At 71.1% G+C, this 12,652-nt stretch carries 14 protein-coding genes; 5 read left to right on the top strand and 9 right to left on the bottom strand.

The window, feature by feature from the left end; all coding sequences use genetic code 11:
- Positions 1–18: 18 nt before the first annotated feature.
- Together ACFSE6_RS07665 and ACFSE6_RS07660 are read right to left on the bottom strand one after the other, a co-directional pair.
- Positions 19–162, bottom strand: coding sequence for a hypothetical protein (locus ACFSE6_RS07665; protein WP_388004524.1), 144 nt, complete (start codon positions 160–162; stop codon positions 19–21).
- A gap of 98 nt (positions 163–260) precedes the next feature.
- Positions 261–1,064 carry a hypothetical protein gene (locus ACFSE6_RS07660; protein ID WP_388004521.1) on the bottom strand — a complete coding sequence of 268 codons (804 nt, stop codon included), beginning with the start codon at positions 1,062–1,064 and terminating at the stop codon, positions 261–263.
- A 215-nt stretch (positions 1,065–1,279) separates the two neighbouring features.
- Here ACFSE6_RS07660 and ACFSE6_RS07655 point away from each other — a divergent pair, with 215 nt between their 5' ends.
- Both ACFSE6_RS07655 and ACFSE6_RS07650 read left to right on the top strand, forming a co-directional pair.
- Complete coding sequence (locus ACFSE6_RS07655) at positions 1,280–2,464, top strand: endo-1,4-beta-xylanase (protein ID WP_388004518.1); 1,185 nt, start codon at positions 1,280–1,282, stop codon at positions 2,462–2,464.
- A gap of 119 nt (positions 2,465–2,583) precedes the next feature.
- Complete coding sequence (locus ACFSE6_RS07650) at positions 2,584–4,221, top strand: S49 family peptidase (RefSeq protein ID WP_388004515.1); 1,638 nt, start codon at positions 2,584–2,586, stop codon at positions 4,219–4,221.
- Positions 4,222–4,233: 12 nt separating this feature from the next.
- Here ACFSE6_RS07650 and ACFSE6_RS07645 read toward each other — a convergent pair whose 3' ends face one another.
- From ACFSE6_RS07645 to ACFSE6_RS07630, 4 genes are all read right to left on the bottom strand, one after another.
- Positions 4,234–4,998 carry a VIT1/CCC1 transporter family protein gene (locus tag ACFSE6_RS07645; protein WP_388004512.1) on the bottom strand — a complete coding sequence of 255 codons (765 nt, stop codon included), beginning with the start codon at positions 4,996–4,998 and terminating at the stop codon, positions 4,234–4,236.
- A gap of 84 nt (positions 4,999–5,082) precedes the next feature.
- Positions 5,083–6,189 carry an App1 family protein gene (locus ACFSE6_RS07640; protein ID WP_388004509.1) on the bottom strand — a complete coding sequence of 369 codons (1,107 nt, stop codon included), beginning with the start codon at positions 6,187–6,189 and terminating at the stop codon, positions 5,083–5,085.
- A 68-nt stretch (positions 6,190–6,257) separates the two neighbouring features.
- On the bottom strand, positions 6,258–6,479 hold the full coding sequence (locus ACFSE6_RS07635) for a DUF6458 family protein (RefSeq protein WP_388004506.1): 222 nt from the start codon (positions 6,477–6,479) through the stop codon (positions 6,258–6,260).
- A gap of 108 nt (positions 6,480–6,587) precedes the next feature.
- Positions 6,588–7,313 carry a TetR/AcrR family transcriptional regulator gene (locus ACFSE6_RS07630; protein WP_388004503.1) on the bottom strand — a complete coding sequence of 242 codons (726 nt, stop codon included), beginning with the start codon at positions 7,311–7,313 and terminating at the stop codon, positions 6,588–6,590.
- 145 nt (positions 7,314–7,458) lie between these two features.
- On the opposite strand from ACFSE6_RS07630, the gene ACFSE6_RS07625 reads away from it, so the two are divergent.
- Complete coding sequence (locus ACFSE6_RS07625) at positions 7,459–8,406, top strand: NAD-dependent epimerase/dehydratase family protein (RefSeq protein ID WP_388004500.1); 948 nt, start codon at positions 7,459–7,461, stop codon at positions 8,404–8,406.
- A 12-nt stretch (positions 8,407–8,418) separates the two neighbouring features.
- On the opposite strand, the gene ACFSE6_RS07620 is transcribed toward ACFSE6_RS07625, so the two are convergent.
- From ACFSE6_RS07620 to ACFSE6_RS07610, 3 genes are read right to left on the bottom strand one after another with little or no spacing between them, the layout of a single operon-like run.
- Positions 8,419–9,195: an amino acid ABC transporter ATP-binding protein gene (locus ACFSE6_RS07620; protein ID WP_388004497.1), complete on the bottom strand. Its 777-nt coding sequence runs from the start codon at positions 9,193–9,195 to the stop codon at positions 8,419–8,421.
- Positions 9,192–9,977 (bottom strand): amino acid ABC transporter permease, encoded by a 786-nt coding sequence (locus ACFSE6_RS07615; RefSeq protein ID WP_388004494.1) that lies wholly within the window; start codon positions 9,975–9,977, stop codon positions 9,192–9,194. The genes ACFSE6_RS07620 and ACFSE6_RS07615 overlap by 4 nt, the downstream gene beginning before the upstream one ends.
- Before the next feature lie 14 nt (positions 9,978–9,991).
- Complete coding sequence (locus ACFSE6_RS07610) at positions 9,992–10,804, bottom strand: transporter substrate-binding domain-containing protein (RefSeq protein WP_388004491.1); 813 nt, start codon at positions 10,802–10,804, stop codon at positions 9,992–9,994.
- A gap of 95 nt (positions 10,805–10,899) precedes the next feature.
- On the opposite strand from ACFSE6_RS07610, the gene ACFSE6_RS07605 reads away from it, so the two are divergent.
- Complete coding sequence (locus tag ACFSE6_RS07605) at positions 10,900–11,625, top strand: GntR family transcriptional regulator (protein ID WP_388004488.1); 726 nt, start codon at positions 10,900–10,902, stop codon at positions 11,623–11,625.
- A 231-nt stretch (positions 11,626–11,856) separates the two neighbouring features.
- Positions 11,857–12,630, top strand: a complete 774-nt coding sequence (locus ACFSE6_RS07600) for an SDR family NAD(P)-dependent oxidoreductase (RefSeq protein WP_388004485.1) — start codon at positions 11,857–11,859, stop codon at positions 12,628–12,630.
- Positions 12,631–12,652 lie beyond the last annotated feature (22 nt).

The following is a 12,652-nucleotide window of genomic DNA, read 5'->3' as shown; positions in this document are numbered from 1 at the left end:
GGCGCCGCGGCGAGTCCGTCAGAAGACCTCGTGATCGTGTGCGCCGCACGTCGCGCAGAACCCGTCGAGTACCTCGGCCGGACCGCCGACCTCCGTGCACCACACCGTGAGGTCCGCGTACGGGTCGACGTCGGACTCGATCTCCGCCGCGGTGATCGCCATGCCAACTCCTTTCCGCGGGTGGCTTGCCTGGTTCGTGCCTGTGCCGTCCGCACCATGGTTGCGCGGAGTGCCGACATCGCCACGGCGACGCGCCGCTCTCAGCCGTTCGCTCGCGGCGGCGTCCTGGTCCGGGCGAGCATCACCAGGAACGGCGCGAGTGTGAGTCCGAGCATCCGGATGAGACCGCCCGAGAGCGCGGAGGTCACCAGAACCACCGCGCCTGCCAGCAGGACGAGCGCCACGGGACGGCGTGCGGAACCGCGCATCGCGGCGACCAGCACCGCCCAGCAGGTCACCGCCCCGGCGAGGTAAAGCACCAGCGGTACCCACACCATCCACGCCGGCCGTGCCGCGGGCGTCCCAGCCAGCTCGAGTGCGCCGGCGCCCCGGATCGCCGTATCCACCACGCTGGCGGTCAGCAGTAGTGCGCCCGTGACCAGGACCAGCATGGCGCCGCGGCCGAGCCGCACCCGCCCCGGACGCGCGGCGCCGGCGGTGAGGACTGGGATCAGGCCGATCGCGCACAGCACCGTGGCGACGGCGAGCGCCGTCAGCGGCAGTCCGAGCGGCCGGTCGGCCCACGAGTCACCGCCGGCCGCCCCACGTCCGAGGGCCTGCGCCGTCTCCGCCCGAGCGAGCTGCATCGTCAGCCCCACCGCCAGCAGCGTCCACCCGACCGCGTCCCGCGGCCGGCGGCGCAGGACGAGGCCGCCCGCCACCGCATACGGCAGTCCGAGTGCGGCCTGGATGGGGTACTGCCACGAGCCGGGCACGGATCGTGCGCTGTAGTACTCGGCCTCGGTCCACGACGCCCACACGGCGGCGGCTGCGGTGACCAGCACGGCCACCAGCACGGGAACCGGGACGCGGATCCCTCGCACCCGTTCACGACCGGTCGGCATGACGGCAGTCTCCCGCTCACCCGCGCGCCGGCACCGCTGTCCGCGCCGAGCCGCTGCGAAATTGTTCCGGACGCACCGGTCTTGCCCGGCCCAGATCGGCTCCATACGGTCGTATTTGTTGCGGCATCGGACAATCGGGCGACGGAGCCCGCCGACAGGCGGACCGGCGTCCCCGGACCGCCCGAGAAGGACCTCGGGCACGGAAGGAACGCGACATGAGGACGACAACGGGAACGCGACTGCTCTGCGCGGTCGGTCTGGCGGTCGGCGCCCTGGCCGTCGGCGCACCGGCGGCCGCCGCGCCACCGGGACAGGATCTCCCGCCTGGGCTGGCGAAGCAGGACAGCCTCGCCTGGCTGGCGCCCGAGGGCCTCGAGATCGGAGGCGCCGTCGCAGGCGGCGGGCACCATCTCGACCAGGACTATCCGCCGCCGTTCTCCGAGGACGAGGCCTACCGCGACCTGCTCGCCAGTGAGTTCACCTCGCTGACGCCCGAGAACCAGATGAAGTGGGACTACATCCACCCCGAGCCGGATGTCTACGACTTCGAGGCCGCCGACGACATCGTCGCCTTCGCCGAGGAGAACGGCCAGGACGTCCGTGGTCACACGCTGGTCTGGCACAGCCAGAACCCGGCGTGGCTCGAGGAGGGGGACTACACCGCCGCCGAGCTGCGCGAGATCCTCCGGGAGCACATCACGACGGTCGTGGGGCGTTACGCCGGCCAGATCGACCAGTGGGAGGTCGCCAACGAGATCTTCGACGACTCGGGCAACCTTCGGACGGAGGAGAACATCTGGATCCGCGAGCTCGGCCCCGGCATCATCGCCGACGCGTTCCGCTGGGCCCACGAGGCCGACCCGGAGGCCGAGCTGTTCCTCAACGACTACAACGTCGAGGGGCTCAACGCGAAGGCCGACGCCTACTACGCGCTCGTCCAGGACCTGCTCGCCGACGACGTCCCGATCCACGGCATGGGGATGCAGGCCCACCTCGGGACGATGTACGGCTACGACACGAGCCTTCCGCAGAACATCGAGCGGTTCGGCGACCTCGGCCTCACCACGGCCATCACCGAGCTCGACGTGCGGATGGAGCTGCCCGCTGACGGCGCCCCGACCCCGGAGCAGGTGGCCGAGCAGAACGAGTTCTACGAGTTCGTGCTCACCTCGTGCCTGGAGGCGCCGAGCTGCGAGTCGTTCACGTTGTGGGGCGCGAGCGATCTCTACTCCTGGGTCCCGCACACCTTCGAGGGCCAGGGCTCGGCAACCCCGTGGACCGAGGACCTCGAGCGCAAGCCCGCCTACTGCACGCTGCAGCAGACCCTGGGCCAGGCTCAGCCGGGTAACCGCTACGCCCACCACCCGGCCTACGCGCAGTGCCGGGACATGCTCGGCTGACCCGATGACCGGGCCGGGCGCCAGCTGCGCCCGGCCGACGTTGATGTGCCGGAGGGGAACCCGGATCCTCTCCGGCACATCACTGCGTGCCACCCCCGGACCGCCTCTACGCTCGAAGGATGAAACTCCTCGACAGGTTCCGCCTCGCCGTCGACAAGGACTCCACGCGCCCGGACTGGGTGGTGCTCGATCTGCACGGGCCCTACCACGCCTACCGCTCCGCCGATCCGATCCAGACGCTGCTGCGCCAGGCCGACTCCCTCGAGGGCCTGACAGACCGGTTGCGCCGCCTGGGGGAGGCCGAGTGGGTGCGCGGCGTCCTGGTGCGCGTCGGCCGCTTCGAGGGCGACCTCGCCACCGCGCACACGATCGGACACTCCCTCGCCCGGCTGTCGGCGCGCAAGCGCGTGGTCGGTTACCTGCCGCAGGTCAGCATGCGGTCTCTGCTCGTGACCGCCGGCCTGGACGAAGTCCTCGCCCCGGAGTCGGCCGAGGTCCAGTTGCCCGGTTTCGCCGCCGAGCAGCTCTTCTTCGGCGCCTTCCTCGACCGGCACGGGATCACGTTCGAAAACCTGCGGATCGGTGAGTACAAGGCGGCGCTGACACCGTTCTCCGAGTCCGGCATGGACGAGAAGAACCGCGAGCAGCTGACCGCCTACCTCGAATCCGCCGAAGCGCGCTGGTCGGCCGACGTCGCCGAACCTCGCGGCGCCGCCGGCGTGCCGGACGCGAACCATGTCAGCGCCCGCCAGCTGCTCGACGCCGGACTGCTCACCCGCGTCGCCTACGACGACGAGATCTGCACCGTCGTCGACGGCGACTGGCAGCGGGCACTCGAGCTCGCTCTGCCGGGCACGTTCGGCCTCAAGCGCGGGCTCGGCCTGCGCGGCCGTGGTGGCAAGGACGCCAAGGGCGAGGTCGCCGTCGTCCCGGTCGTCGGGCCGATCGTCACCGGCCGATCGCGCGGGATGCCGACGCTGCCGTTCACGCCCGGACAGCAGGCCGGCTCGGACACCGTCGTGGCGGCCCTGCGGAAGGCGGACCGGGACGAGGACGTCAAGGCCATCGTCCTGTACGTCGACTCGCCCGGCGGATCCGCCGTCGCCTCCGACCTGATCTGCCGGGCGGTCGCCCGGGCGACGACGCCGGTCGTCGCCGTGATGGGCCCGGTCGCTGCCTCCGGCGGCTACTACGTCGCCGCCCAGGCCGACCGCGTGGTCGCCGACCCCTACACGATCACCGGCAGCATCGGCGTCGTCGTCGGCAAACCGGTGCTGAGCGGCTTCGACGACGCCCACGGCCTACGGCCGGAGGCCGTGGGGCGCGAGAGCGCACTCTTCGCCAGTCCTCACCGTCCCTTCTCCGACGCCGACCGCACCTGGGCCGAGCAGATGATGAACGACGTCTACGGCCGCTTCGTCGACCGCGTGGCCACCGGCCGTGGCCTGGAGCCGGACCGCGTCGACAGCCTCGGGCGCGGCCGGATCTGGAGCGGGAGCGACGCCGCCGAGGTCGGCCTGGTGGACGAGCTCGGCGGATTGGAGGCCGGTCTCGACCTCGCCCGCCGACTCGGCGGCCTGCCCGAGGACGCACCGGCCAAACCGATCTCGCACGGCTTCCAGCTCCCGGGCACGCCGGCCTTCGCGGTCGACCCGACGGCGCTGGCCACCGATCCGGTCAAGGCGCTGTCGGGACTGTGGCCGTTCGGGTCCGAGGTCGTGCTGACGTGGTTCGACCGCGCCGTGACCATCCGCTGACGTCGCGGCGGATCAGACGACGCCGCTGACGCCGAGCAGCACACCGGCGGCGTACGTCACCGCCAGCGCCAGCGCGCCGCCGAGCACCACGCGCAGTGCGGCGTGCCGCCGGCTGCCGCCTCCGATCCCGGCGGCGATCGCACCGGTCAGTGCCAGCGCCACCAGCGTCGCCACGAACGTCACCGGCACGCGGACGTGTGCCGGCGGCAGGAGGATCGCGACGAGCGGGAGCAGCGCCCCGAGGACGAACGACCCGAACGAGGCGAAGGCCGCGTGCCACGGGCTCGCGACGTCGTCGAGATCGATGTGGTGCCGGGCCCGGACATGGGCCGCCAACGCACCCGTCCGTGTCTCCTCGTCCGCCACCTGACGCGCGGTCGCGGGGGAGAGGCCGCGGGCTTCGTACATCGCCGCGAGCTCGCGCACCTGACCCTCGGGGTCCTCGCGCAGCGCCTGCTTCCGGACGGCGATGAGGTGCCGCTCGCTGTCGCGCTGGCTGCTGACCGAGACGTACTCGCCCAGCGCCATGGACACGGCGCCGCCGAGTGCCGCGGCCAGGCCCGCCGTGGCGATCGGACCGGTCTGCGTCGTCGCCCCGGCGACACCGACCACGACGGCGGCAACCGAGACGATGCCGTCGTTCGCCCCGAGCACGCCGGCCCGGAGCGCGTTGAGACGCTGCTCGATCCCTCCGGCGCGCCGCGCGGGCCGCTCCGGGCCGGAGGAGGTCGGCCCTGCCGCCGCAGGACCGGACCGGCCGATGGCGAGGCTGCCCATACCGTTAAATGTAGGCTCGTGGCGGCGCCCTCACAACGAAGGAAAGGCAACCCTTTCCCGCAGAATTCTGCGGTTCTCGCCGGGTCAGCGGGGTGTGCTGAGCGCCTCCCGGCGTTCGGCCACCACCTCGGGCAGGAGCGTGGCCAGAGCGTTGCCGTCGCGCCCCTGGACGGTCGGCACACCGTGCTCGGCCGTGGCGTTGCGCATCGCCGGCGGGTGCTCGATGGCCTCCGGGGTGCCGTGCGCGAGGACCTGCTCGGTGGGGGAGAGCTGGCGGATCGCGATCGCCGCGATGTGCCGCGGATGCTCCCGGGCCAACTCGTCGTAGATCACCGGGTCATGCTGCCCGTCGTCACCGACGAGGATCCACCGGATCTCCGGGAAGGTGATGATGAGGTTGCGCAGCTGGATCCGCTTGTGCTCGATGCCGGAGCGGAACAGTCCGGTCGGGGTCGGCCCCCAGTCCGTCAGCAGCATCGGCCCCTCGGGGTAGCCGTGGGTGCGCATGAAGCGGCGCAGCGTCGGCGCGGTGTTCCAGGCGCCGGTGGAGAGGTAGAAGATCGGTGCGTCCCGGTGGCCTTCGAGCAGTGACCGGTACAGCCGGGCCATGCCGGGGACGGGCTTGCGGGTGCTGGTGTGGCGCACGAAGGTGTTCCACGCCGCGATGAACATGCGCGGCAGCATCGTGACCATGATCGTGTCGTCGATGTCGGAGACGATGCCGGTGCGCACGTTCGGGTCGACGACGAGCACCGTGGCCGTCACCGGCTGCGCTGCGACCGCCTCGATCTGGACCTCGTGCCACCCGGGCTCGAGGCCGTGGTCACGGACCATGACGTCGATGTAGCCGCCGCGGTCCGTCGTCGTGCGCAGCGTCTGGCCACCGGCCCGCACCGTGACCGGCAGGAAGCCGACCTGCGCCGTGAAGAACGAGCGCCAGCCACGCTGGGCCTCCGCCGCGACGTCCAGCGGCCCGATGGGCCGCTCGGGCGCCTGGTCGCCGTTCTCGCCGTCGTCGTCCTCGGCGTGCGGGTGCGCCATGATGACCCGGCCGAGGACGTGCAGGCTGCGCACCGAGCCGTAGCCGGTCAGGCCGATGATGCGTGGGCGCCAGCCGCGCCGGCGCAGGTAGACGACGCTGCGGCGGTTGATCGCGTCCTCGGCGGCGCTGACGGCTCGGGACAGTCCCATGAGGACCACGCTATCGGCATGGGGTGGCCCACCGCCGCCACCGCCGCAGGTCGTGGCGGAGCGTGGCCTCAGACGTCCTCGCGGGGGTCCGCTCGCCGCTCCACGCGTTCGGTGTGGCGGGTGCGGGAACGCTGCGCGTTGACGATCAGCGCGATGATCAGGGCGAGCACGCCCGCGCCCATGCAGATGTAGCCGACCATGATGAGGTCGACCCCTTCGATACGGTCGGCGACGGCGAAGCTGAGGATCGCGCCGACCACAAGGAGGAAGATTCCAGCGCCGATACCCATGTGTCCGGCTCCTCTCGTCGGAACGGGCGGCTGTGCTCATGCCCGCCCGCGGGTACCAGTCAGTGTGACCCCGCCACGGCCGTCCCGCACGTCGAGCGGGCGCGGGGGTCAGGCGCCCGGGAGGCCGACAGTCCGGGCGGTGGTGCGTGCGAGGTGCTCGATGTGGGCCTCGCGCGCCTCGATGACCCGGTGGTAGTGCCCGAAGAGCTCGAAGCTGACGGCGCCGAACAGGGCGGACCACGCGTCGATGACGCCGAGCACCGTGTCGGGACGAAGGGCGCGCAGCGATGCGGTCTGCTCCGGCGCCATCGTCCGGACCACGTCGGCGATCCGAGCATCGACGTCGGACTGCAGGGTTTGCGGCACCGGCACGGACTCGTGCTCAGCCAGTCCCGGCCCGACGGCGGCGTCGGTCACGATGCCGGCCAGGAGGAGCGTCACCTGGGCCGCCGGCCCGACGGTGTCCTCCGGAGCCACGTACCCGGGTACCGGTGTGCCGTAGATGAGGGCGTACTCGTGCCGATGGGTCAGCGCCCACGCGCGGACCGCGCGGAAGACGGCGTGCCAGCGGCCTAGATGATCCTCACGGTCGACACCGGACTCCGCCTCGCGCGCGGCCGCGCCGAGCCCCTCGTACGCGGAGACGATGAGCGCCGTCAGGAGCGCATCGCGGTTCGGGAAGTACCGGTAGACCGCCGACGGCGCCATGCCGAGCTCGCGGGTCACCGCGCGCACCGACAACCCGGCGGCGCCCCGCTCGCCCAGATGCCGCCGGGCGACCTCGACGATCTCGGCGACGAGTTCGGCACGGACGCGTTCGCGGATCCCAGGCATGCGGCCGAGTGTGCCACATGAGCAGATCACCGATACGCAACGTGATCAGTGTTCTTGACGTGGACGACGCCGGGTGAAACGCTGATCACGAACACGAACAGCGTTCTCGCCACTCGGTGTATCCGCCACTCCTTCGGAGGTCCCCATGTCTTTGCACGTCATCGTCGGCGCCGGTCCCGTAGGGACCGCCCTGGCCCATCTGCTCGCCGACGAGGGGCACGACGTTCGCGTCGTCACCCGCTCCGGGCGGGGACCGGACCGCCCGGGGGTCACCCGGGTGCAGGCGGACGCCGCCGATCCGGCCAGCCTGACCGCTCAGGCGCGCGGCGCCGTCGCCCTGTACAACTGCGCCAACCCGCGCTCCTACACCAGCTGGGAGGAGCACTGGCCGCCGCTGGCGGCCTCGATCCTCCAGGCTGCGGAGACGACCGGCGCGGTGCTGGCGATCACCGGGAACCTCTACGGCTACGGGCCCGTACCCGGACCGATCACCCGTGACCTGCCGCTCGCCGCCACCGATCACAAGGGGCGGCTCCGTGCCCGGATGTGGGCCGACGCGATGGCTCGTCAGCGTGCCGGTTCCGTGCGGGTGACGGAGGTCCGTGCGTCGGACTACGTCGGCGCGATCGAACCGATGAACAGTATGGCGATGCTCTATGCCAGTCAGGCGGTCCGCGGCCGGCCGGTGCTCACCTTCGGGCCGCCGGATGTGCGGCACACCTTCACTTACGTCCCCGACGTCGCGCGGACCCTCGCCGCCGTCGCGGTCGACGAGCGTGCCTGGGGCGAGGCGTGGCACGTGCCCTCGCCGCCGACCCGCACCGTGCGCGAGGTGGTCGCCGACGTCGCATCGGCAGCCGGTGCTCGCCGGGTGCGGATGCTCCGGGTCCCGCGCCCGCTGCTGCGGATGACCTACCCGTTCGTGCCGCTGATGCGGGAGATCGGCGAGCTGCTGTACCAGTGGGACCGGCCGTACGTCCTCGACGCCGCCGAGACCACCGACGTCTTCGGTGTCGAGGCGACGCCGTGGGAGGAGGTCGTCACCGAGACGGCTGCGGCGCTGACCGGGCGGGCGACGGCAGCCGCCCGCTGACGGCGGACCGGCTCACAGGACCTTCGACAGGAACGCCTGCGTCCGCTCGTGGCGCGGACGGGCCAGTACGTCGGCCGGGACCCCCTCCTCGACGATCACGCCGCCGTCCATGAACAGCAGTCGGTCGCCCACCTCGCGGGCGAAGCCCATCTCGTGGGTGACCACCATCATCGTCATGCCCTCTTTGGCGAGGTCCTGCATCACCTGCAGGACCTCGCCGACGAGCTCGGGGTCGAGCGCCGAGGTGGGCTCGTCGAAGAGCATCATGTCCGGGTTCATGCAGAGCGATCGCGCGATGGCGACACGCTGCTGCTGACCGCCGGAGAGGTGCGAAGGGTAGGCGGACCCGCGCTCGCCCAGCCCGACGCGATCGAGCATCTCCTGGGCGACCTTCCGCGCCTCGGTGGTGCGGCGGCCCAGCACCTTCTCCTGCGCGATGGTGAGATTGCGCAGCACGGTCATGTGCGGGAACAGGTTGAACTGTTGGAACACCATGCCGATGCGGGTGCGGACGCGGTCGATGTCGACGTCCGGGTCGAGGATGTCGACGCCCTCGATGAGGATCTGGCCTCCGGTCGGCTCCTCGAGCAGGTTGACCGAGCGTAGCAGGGTGGATTTGCCGGACCCGGACGGTCCGACGACGCACACCACCTCGCCCTGCCGGATCACCAGGTCGATGCCCTTGAGCACCTCGACGTCGCCGAAGCTCTTGTGCAGGTCTCGGATCTCGATCGCGGGGGTTCCCGGCGCGGGCGTGTCCGCGGCGCGGGTGGTCAGGTCGGAACTCATCGGGCCCTCGCCATCTTCCGCTCGAGTACGGCCACCAGCCGGGTCAGGGGAACCGTGACCAGCAGGTACAGCATCGCCGCCATGACCAGCGTGGTGCCGTTGGCGTTCGTCGTCGCACTGTCCCGGGCGAACGTCGTCAGCTCCTTGGTCATCACCGTCGACCCGGCGATGTAGACCAGGGAGGTGTCCTTGAGCAGCAGGACGAACTCGTTGGTCATGGGCGGGATCGTGATCCGGAAACCCTGCGGGAGGACCACCCAGAGCATCGTCTTCGCCGGAGACATGCCGAGGGTCCGCGCCGCCTCGGTCTGCCCCTTGGGGACGGCCTGGATGCCGGCCCGGATCACCTCGGCCATGTACGCCGAGGCGACCGCGACAAGCCCGAGCAGGCCCGCGCCGACAGCGCCGCCGGGCAGGCGGACACCGAAGGCGATCGGCAGGATGAACGCGAACGCGAAGATCGTGAGCAGTGCCGGCAGGCCACGGAACAGCTCGATGTACGCTGTCGCGAACCAGCGGTACGGGCCGATGGAGGACAGCTTCATCAGCGCCATGAGCACCCCGAGCACGAGGCCGCCGGCGAAGGCGATCACCGTGAACAGCAGGGTGTTCTTCAGCGCGATCGTGATGATCTCCGGGAACTGCTCGGCCGCGAGGGCCGGGTCGAAGAACTGCTGCTGGAGGCGGGCCCAGTCCGCGGAGACGATGACGAGGACGACGGCGATCACGAAGATCGCGTACATCACCCAGCGGACGAGCCGCTGCCTGGTAGACCTGCGCATCGCTCAGCTCTCGATCAGTCGGTGGTGAAGTACGTGTCGTAGATCTCGTCGTACGTGCCGTCCTCGCGCAGGGCCGCGAGTTCGGCGTTGACCGCGTCGACAAGCTCGGGGTTGAGATCCTTGGCGACCGCGAAACCGTACTGCTCGTCGGTCTGGTACTCCTCGACGACCTCGTAGGCCTCGTCGTCGCGCACGTGCTGCTGATTGACCGGCAGGTCCTGCAGGATGGCGTCGATCTGGCCGGCCTGCAGGGCGGGCCACAATTCGCCGTCGGAGGGCAGCTCGAGGAGTTCGGCATCCTCGGGGGCGTTCTCCTCGGCGTACGTCTGACCCGTGGTGCCCTGCTGGACGCCGACCGTGCGACCGGCCAGGTCGTCGATGCTCTCGATGTCGGAGTCCGCGGGGACGAGGAGCGACTGCAGGGAGTCGTAGTACGGGTCGGTGAAGTCGAGGTTCTGCTCGCGCTCCGGCGTGATGGTGATGGCCGAGGCGCCGATGTCGCACTGACCGGCGGCGAGCGCCGTGCCGGACTGGAGGGCGTCGAAGCCGGTGTCCTGGACGGCGAGATCGAGGCCGAGGTTATCGGCGACCGCCTGGAGCATGTCGATGTCGAAGCCGCTGTAGCCGCTGGGGGCCTCCGGGTCCTCGACCTCGAAGGGCGGGTAGGGCACGTCCGAGCAGGCGGTCAGCGTGCCGGGAGAGACGAGGTCGAACTCGGCTCCCTCACCTCCGGCGTCGTTGCCGCCGCCGTCGCCGCCACTGTTACAGGCGGACAGCAGAGCGACGGCGCCGGCGAGGGCGACCGTGGTGCGGATGGGGCGGGTCATGGGAGCCTCCGGGAGGGCGAACGGGCGGATCGTCAGGCCGATAGCATCACGCAACTGTTGCGTACGTGTGAAACCCAGACACGTAGGCTTGCCCTATGTCACACAGTCCCGCCCTCTCGCCGGTGCTCCGTCCCGAGCGCCGGGTGCTACGCGACGAGGTCTACGACGCCGTCTTGGGAATGTTGGTGGACGGCCACTTCCGGGCGGGCGAATCGCTGGGCATCGAGCCCCTCGCCGCACGCCTCGGCGTCTCGCCGACGCCGGTGCGTGAGGCGCTGGTCCAGCTCGAGTCCACCGGGCTGGTGACGCGTACCGCGCTGCGCGGATACAAGGTCGCGCCGCCGATGTCCCGCGAGCAGATCCGGCAGTTGTTCGACGCGCGCCTGGTGGTCGAGGTCGGTGCGGGCAGGCACGCCGTCGCCGGACGCGAGGAGCTCGTCCCGCAGCTGCGCGAGATCCTCGACCGTCAGCGGCGCCACGCGGCGACCTTGCGACGGGCGGGCGAGGGCGACCAGTCGGTGCGTGCCGTGAGCGACTACCTCACCGCCGACCGCGACTTCCACGACGCGGTCTTCGCCGCGACCGGCAACCCGTTCTTCATCGAGATGGCCCGGCACATCTCCATCCACGGGCAGCGACTGCGCCAGTTCATCGAGCAGCAGCACGACGACGCCGAGCTGGCCGTCGCCGAGCACGAGCGCATCCTGACCGCGATCGACCGGGGCGAGCCCGATGGTGTGGCGCAGGCCGTCGAGAGCCACATCCTTGCCGTGCGTGAGCGGACCCTCAGTGACGCACCCGAGGGTGAGCCCACCCCCTGAACCCACCCCAGTCCGCGACTCGTCACTCATGTGCCGACTGGTCATTGACGTGCCGATTCGTCAATTGTGTGCCGACTGGTCAATCGGTCCCACCGGGGAGGTCCGGCGGTGACCGCGGAGCTCGCGCACTTCCGGGTGACCGGGCCAGGCCCGGGCCCAGCAGGGTGACGCCACGCGTCCCCTATAGGATGTACGACGACGTCCGACGCCGCACGAACCCAGGAGTAGAGGTTGGCTGCCACCGAATTCCCGCACGCACGCACCGCCGTCGTCACCGGAGCCGGCGGTCTCCGGGGTATCGGGCGCGAGGTTGCCCGCACGCTCGCGGCCGAGGGGTGGGCCCTCGCTCTGGTGGACCGTGACGCGGACGGACTACGACAGGTGCGAGAGGAACTGGTGGCCGCGGGGCACACCGCCGTCGACATCCCGGCGGACGTGACCGATGAGGAGTCGGTCCGCCGCATCTATCAGGCCGTCGACGAGGCCGATCTGCCACCCGTGGTCGGCCTGGTCAACCTGGCCGGCGTCCCCTCTCCGACACCCCTGGCGGACCAGAGCCTCGAGGAGTGGAACCGGGTCATGGCGGTCAGCGCGACCGGATCGTTTCTCATGCTCCGCGGGGCGGCGCCACGGATGCGTGCCGCCGGGGTCGGCCGGATCGTCAACACTTCGTCGATCACCGCCTTCGACGGCGGCGGCACGTTCTCGAAGGGCGGGTACGCCGCGGCGAAGGCGGCCGTGCTGGGCCTGACCCGCGGGGCGGCGCGGGAGTTGGGTCCGGACGGCATCACGGTCAACGCCGTCGCGCCCGGCCCCATCGACACCGACATCATGGGCGGCACGCTGACCGAGGAGCGCAAGGCCGAGATGTCTGCCGGCATCCCGGCCGGCCGAGTGGGCAAGCCGCAGGAGGTTGCGGCGCTCATCGCCTTCCTGTTGTCCGCGAACGCCGGCTACCTCACGGGTGAGACGTTCCGGATCGACGGCGGCAAGCACATGTTCTGAGGCGCATGAGCGCGCCGTCCGA

This window comes from Georgenia deserti, assembly GCF_042680605.1.
Taxonomy (GTDB): Bacteria; Actinomycetota; Actinomycetes; order Actinomycetales; family Actinomycetaceae; genus Allobogoriella; species Allobogoriella deserti.
The sequence above is the reverse complement of the archived record's forward strand: the minus strand, read 5'-3'. Positions and strand labels throughout refer to the sequence as shown.

Bases quoted from the DNA above. Each gene is read 5' to 3' on its own strand.
- ACFSE6_RS07650 (WP_388004515.1), top strand. From the start codon at position 2,584: ATGAAACTCCTCGACAGGTTCCGCCTCGCCGTCGACAAGGACTCCACG.
- ACFSE6_RS07620 (WP_388004497.1), bottom strand. From the start codon at position 9,195: ATGAGTTCCGACCTGACCACCCGCGCCGCGGACACGCCCGCGCCGGGA.
- ACFSE6_RS07625 (WP_388004500.1), top strand. From the start codon at position 7,459: ATGTCTTTGCACGTCATCGTCGGCGCCGGTCCCGTAGGGACCGCCCTG.
- ACFSE6_RS07640 (WP_388004509.1), bottom strand. From the start codon at position 6,189: ATGGGACTGTCCCGAGCCGTCAGCGCCGCCGAGGACGCGATCAACCGC.
- ACFSE6_RS07615 (WP_388004494.1), bottom strand. From the start codon at position 9,977: ATGCGCAGGTCTACCAGGCAGCGGCTCGTCCGCTGGGTGATGTACGCG.
- ACFSE6_RS07605 (WP_388004488.1), top strand. From the start codon at position 10,900: ATGTCACACAGTCCCGCCCTCTCGCCGGTGCTCCGTCCCGAGCGCCGG.
- ACFSE6_RS07635 (WP_388004506.1), bottom strand. From the start codon at position 6,479: ATGGGTATCGGCGCTGGAATCTTCCTCCTTGTGGTCGGCGCGATCCTC.
- ACFSE6_RS07610 (WP_388004491.1), bottom strand. From the start codon at position 10,804: ATGACCCGCCCCATCCGCACCACGGTCGCCCTCGCCGGCGCCGTCGCT.
- ACFSE6_RS07645 (WP_388004512.1), bottom strand. From the start codon at position 4,998: ATGGGCAGCCTCGCCATCGGCCGGTCCGGTCCTGCGGCGGCAGGGCCG.
- ACFSE6_RS07630 (WP_388004503.1), bottom strand. From the start codon at position 7,313: ATGCCTGGGATCCGCGAACGCGTCCGTGCCGAACTCGTCGCCGAGATC.
- ACFSE6_RS07660 (WP_388004521.1), bottom strand. From the start codon at position 1,064: ATGCCGACCGGTCGTGAACGGGTGCGAGGGATCCGCGTCCCGGTTCCC.
- ACFSE6_RS07665 (WP_388004524.1), bottom strand. From the start codon at position 162: ATGGCGATCACCGCGGCGGAGATCGAGTCCGACGTCGACCCGTACGCG.
- ACFSE6_RS07655 (WP_388004518.1), top strand. From the start codon at position 1,280: ATGAGGACGACAACGGGAACGCGACTGCTCTGCGCGGTCGGTCTGGCG.